Source organism: Anaerotignum sp. (genome assembly GCF_045122575.1).
In the GTDB taxonomy this organism is placed as follows: Bacteria; Bacillota; Clostridia; order Lachnospirales; family Anaerotignaceae; genus Anaerotignum_A.
This window is the reverse complement of sequence record NZ_JBGVHV010000190.1, coordinates 1-4,549: the sequence shown is the minus strand read 5'-3', so window position 1 is coordinate 4,549 and position 4,549 is coordinate 1. Positions and strand designations below refer to the sequence as shown.

The 4,549-nt window shown below is 45.7% G+C and carries 7 protein-coding genes; 6 read left to right on the top strand and 1 reads right to left on the bottom strand.

Annotated elements, in window-relative coordinates; translation table 11 throughout:
- From ACJMLT_RS09415 to ACJMLT_RS09395, 5 genes are all read left to right on the top strand, one after another.
- The coding region (locus tag ACJMLT_RS09415; RefSeq protein ID WP_405729947.1) for a PASTA domain-containing protein at positions 1–429 on the top strand (429 nt) is incomplete at its 5' end.
- Positions 430–452: 23 nt separating this feature from the next.
- The gene (gene rsgA / locus ACJMLT_RS09410; protein WP_405729944.1) at positions 453–1,334 is read left to right on the top strand and encodes a ribosome small subunit-dependent GTPase A; all 882 of its coding nucleotides are present in this window, start codon (positions 453–455) and stop codon (positions 1,332–1,334) included.
- 1 nt (position 1,335) lies between these two features.
- On the top strand, positions 1,336–2,001 hold the full coding sequence (gene rpe, locus ACJMLT_RS09405) for a ribulose-phosphate 3-epimerase (RefSeq protein ID WP_405729941.1): 666 nt from the start codon (positions 1,336–1,338) through the stop codon (positions 1,999–2,001).
- Positions 2,002–2,003: 2 nt separating this feature from the next.
- Positions 2,004–2,642 carry a thiamine diphosphokinase gene (locus ACJMLT_RS09400; protein ID WP_405729938.1) on the top strand — a complete coding sequence of 213 codons (639 nt, stop codon included), beginning with the start codon at positions 2,004–2,006 and terminating at the stop codon, positions 2,640–2,642.
- 88 nt (positions 2,643–2,730) lie between these two features.
- Complete coding sequence (locus tag ACJMLT_RS09395; protein ID WP_405729935.1) at positions 2,731–2,889, top strand: hypothetical protein; 159 nt, start codon at positions 2,731–2,733, stop codon at positions 2,887–2,889.
- A 186-nt stretch (positions 2,890–3,075) separates the two neighbouring features.
- Here ACJMLT_RS09395 and ACJMLT_RS09390 read toward each other — a convergent pair whose 3' ends face one another.
- Positions 3,076–3,279: a large ribosomal subunit protein bL28 gene (locus tag ACJMLT_RS09390; RefSeq protein WP_405729932.1), complete on the bottom strand. Its 204-nt coding sequence runs from the start codon at positions 3,277–3,279 to the stop codon at positions 3,076–3,078.
- Between the two features lie 228 nt (positions 3,280–3,507).
- Between ACJMLT_RS09390 and ACJMLT_RS09385 the strand changes: the two genes are divergently transcribed.
- On the top strand, positions 3,508–4,458 hold the full coding sequence (locus tag ACJMLT_RS09385) for an immunoglobulin-like domain-containing protein (RefSeq protein WP_405729929.1): 951 nt from the start codon (positions 3,508–3,510) through the stop codon (positions 4,456–4,458).
- Positions 4,459–4,549 lie beyond the last annotated feature (91 nt).

Genomic DNA, 4,549 nt, shown 5'->3' with positions numbered 1-4,549 from the left:
GCAGCGGTTGGCCTGACAGTGGGCAGCGTTTCCGAAGCGGCAAGTGACCGTGTGGCAGCAGGGAAGGTCATCACACAGACAGTGGCGGCGAATACAGAAGTATCCCGCGGCAGTGTGGTTAATCTGGTGGTAAGCACAGGCGCAGGCGCGCAGACTCCGGATACCACCGCACCTTCTGCAGACAATGGCCAGCATGCTGCACAGGGCACAAAATATTTCACCATCAATGCTCCCTCCGGTGCAAGCGGTTCTGTTTATGTCAGAGTGGTGAAAAATGATGCGGATGGCGCATTCCCTGTGGTGGATGAATATCGCGATGCATCCGAATTCCCTTACAGTGTATCTGTAACAGGCCGCGGCAGCGGTACAGTGACCTGCTATCTGGATAATATGCAGCAGTGGTCTCAGAGTGTGAACTTTGGAGAATAAAGAATCGAGGATAAGGTGAAAAAATGCTGGAAGGCGTAATTTTAAAAGGAATTGGCGGTTTTTATTATATCGATACGGAAACAGGCGTTTATGAATGCCGCGCCAGAGGGATCTTTCGTAAGGAAGGCATCCGCCCTACAGTGGGGGATGCGGTACGTATTTCTGTTTTGGATGAGGAAAATAAGAAGGGCAGTCTCGATGAGATCCTGCCCAGAAGAAATGAACTGATCCGCCCCCGTGTGGCAAACGTAGATCAGGCTGTGATCGTCTTTGCTGCCAAGAGTCCGAATATGAATCTTGATCTGTTGGACAGATTCCTGCTCCTTGCGGAAGAACAGGAACTGGACATCGTTATCGTCATCAATAAAATCGACAAAGACAAGAAAGAGAGATATCTGGAAGCGGCGGAAATGTATCGCAAAGCGGGGTATCCTGTGATCTGTACCAGCGCGGAAAAAGGCATTGCCATTGAGGAACTGCGCCATGCACTGGAAAACAAAATATCTGTATTCGCAGGGCCTTCCGGTGTAGGAAAAAGCAGTCTCATCAATGCGGCTTTTCCCGGATTGGAACTGGGGACGGGGGAGATCAGTGAAAAGATCCAGCGCGGCAAGCATACCACACGCCATGCGGAATTGATCCAGATCACGGAAAAGAGCTATATTGTGGATTCCCCCGGGTTTACATCTCTTTTCCTGACCCATATCCCTTCGGAGAAACTGCAGTATCATTTCCGTGAATTCGAAGATTTTAACCATAAGTGCTATTATAACGGCTGTATCCACATCAATGAGCCAGACTGTGCTGTGAAGGAACAGATCGGCGCAGCCATTGATCAGATGAGATATGACAGATATGTAATGATTTATAACGAACTGAGAGAAGAAGAAGAGAGGAGATACTAATATGAACATCAAACTTTCCCCCTCCATGCTTTCCATCGATTTTGGTAAAGTAGCGGAACAGCTGAAAATCGTAGAAGATGCAGGCACACCTTATATCCATCTGGATGTCATGGACGGCATTTTCGTTCCTAACATCTCTTTTGGTATCCCTGTGATCAAAAGCATCAGAAAAGACAGTAAAATGGTTTTTGATACACATCTGATGATCGTGGAACCTGAAAAATATGTAGAAGAATTCGTAAAAGCAGGTTCCGACCTCATCACCTTCCATGTGGAAGCAACAAAATATCCTGCAGAAGTGATCCAGCAGATTAAAGCGGCAGGTGCAAAAGCAGGTATCGTACTGAACCCCAGAACACCTGTGGAAGTGGCATATCCTTTCATCAAAGATGTAGATATGGTTCTGGTTATGACAGTAGAACCAGGTTTCGGCGGTCAGAAGTTTATGGCACAGCATGTTTCCAAAATCAGACAGCTGGCTGAATGGAAAAAAGAACTGGGCCTGAACTATGATATCGAAGTGGATGGCGGCATTACGCTGGATAACGTACGTGAAGTACTGGATGCAGGTGCAAATGTGGTTGTTGCCGGCTCCGCAGTATTCGGTAAAGAAGATATTGCCGGTGCAGCAAAAGGCTTCCTGGAAATCTTCAAGGAGTATGAATAATCATGAAAGCGGTCATTTTTGGCGGAGCACCCATCCGTGCGTATGATTTCTGTAAGGAATATCTGAAAGATACAGATGTGGTGATCTGCTGTGATGCAGGGATGGGTCATGCGAAAGCATTGGAAATTGATCCGGATTATATCGTGGGGGATTTCGATTCCGTGTCTGCAGATGTGTTGGAATACTATAAGGGCAAAAATATTCCGATTCGTCAGTTTCCGACCAGAAAAGATGAAACAGATATGGAGCTGGGCATCTTTCTGGCACTGGAACTGGGAGTGACGGATGTGGTGCTGTTCGGCGGTATCGGTGACAGATTCGATCATACGCTGGCCAATGCCCATTATCTGCTTTCCCTTTTGAAAAAGGGTGTGAGAGCCCGTCTGGTGGATGATAAGAACTGCGTAGAGGTTATCGACAGCCACCTGACGGTAGAAGGCAAGGTGGGGGATTTGGTTTCCACACTGCCCCTTTCCATGGAAGTGACAGGCATTACGCTGAAAGGGTTTTCCTATCCTCTGACGGATGCAACACTGACACTGGACGGCGATTATATCGCAGTCAGCAATGTATTGGCAGAGGAAAAGGCAACTATCGATATCAAAACAGGTTATCTGTATGTGATCAAATCAAGAGATTAAGCAAAAAGCTCAGGTCATGAAGATCTGAGCTTTTTGCTTGCACAAAAGTTTCTTTTGCGGCATAAGAATGGAAAAAGGGGGTGACGGGATGCGCAGAAGATGCAACGGTGCGCCGACAGAGTGGTTATGCGGTGTATTACTGATCGCATTGGGGACGGGGATGCTTCTGGCATGTCTGATCCCCAAGTGTGTATATCTGGTAGGGATATTTTTTGTCTGCCTGGGATGCTGGCTTATAAAAAAGTGAAAATAGAAAAACGATGCGTAAAGAGAAGCTTTACTTATCCTCTTGCTCCGCAAGTGATTCTAATCACCTGTAATTGCAAAGTTCTGCAAGCAGTCTTTGCAATTCAGCTGAAGAATCGTTTTCTCCGCGCACGAAAAAAAGCCGTTCTTTTCATCAGAAAAGAATGGCTTTTAACATTCGTTGGAATTAGATTGCACGTGTGATTTTGTTGGAACGCATGCATCTTGTGCAAACATAAATAGATTTGATGTTGCCGTTAGCTTCAACGATTTTTACTTTTTTTACATTGGGTTTCCATTTTCTATTCGCACGTCTGGATACCTGGGAACGTTCGATACTGATTCTATGACCTGTAATCTGGCCTTTTTCACAAATTGCACATTTAGCCATCTGTCGCACCTCCTTCAAACTTGCCTATGTGACATAACAAAGATATTCTAGCAGAAAAGGAGCAGTTTTGCAAGAAAAATAAACAGAAAATACGTATTTTTTTTTAGGCAGAAAAAAACGGCGTTTTTCTGCGGAAATCTTAAGAAATCTGAAAGAGTTTTGTAAGGGGGCTGTAACCTAATGGAGGGGAAAAAGTGCTATGCTGAGGGAAAGAAAGGGGGCCTTTTTATGAAACGATTTTTTTGTATCTTTTTTACAGGGGTACTGATGATGACAGGGGTTGTCTATGGGGCGGAACCGGAGGTTTTATTTTACCGCAATGCGGAGATTGTTTTACAGGACAGGCCATTTTGCAGAAATGGAAAATGGATGGTATCTCTGCGGGATTTGGAGCGTCTGACAGGTACACAGGCGAAAGAGGAAGAAAACGGCATTACATTACAGAAGGCGGTGACACAGGGGAGTGACGCAGAATCTGCAGTAAGGGCAAAAGCATACTTTCAGGAGGAAGGGATACTGCTGGAAGGTGCAGATGGCAGTGTGCAGAAACTGGATGGAGGAGAGTTTTATCTGGATGATACCCTGTATGTACGTTGTCGGGAATTTGCAGAGGCGTTGGGCTATGAAGTGCGTTGGTGCAGATGGGGCGAGAAGGATCTGATCGAGATCATCGGAAAGGAAATGCCGGAAATCACGCTGGATGTGGAATATGATCAAGAGGAAAAACAGCTGAAGGGGACGATTTTGAATAAAGAACCCCAGACCTTTCTGTTCGGATATGATTTTACATTGGAGCAGATGACAAAACATGGATGGGAAAGGATGAAGGAAGCTGAGCCGCAATTCATCGATGATGTGGGATTTCCTATCTACGCCACCAGAACCGAGGACAATATGGATGGTATCACTCCTGTAGCGCGTCGGTTATATGCTGACCTCCCTGCAGGGCAGTACCGCATGGGCATCCCCTTTTCCTATCGCTATCATTTGCAGAATGTCTATGGCAATCCGTGGGACGAATATTTTGAAAAGGGCGAAGCAGAAAAATTAGGATGGGATTTTTATTATTCCACCCATTGGGGTGAGCCGGATTTCTATTTTGAAGGAGCAGGCCTGAGCACAACCAATGGGGAAAAGGATACCCATTATATGCTGTATGGTGAATTTGAGGTGGAATAAGGGGTGAAAGGAAATGAAACGATTACTGATGATAATATTTCTGATGAGCTTCATGATGAGCGGCACGGCTTTTGCGGCAGAAAAAGAAATC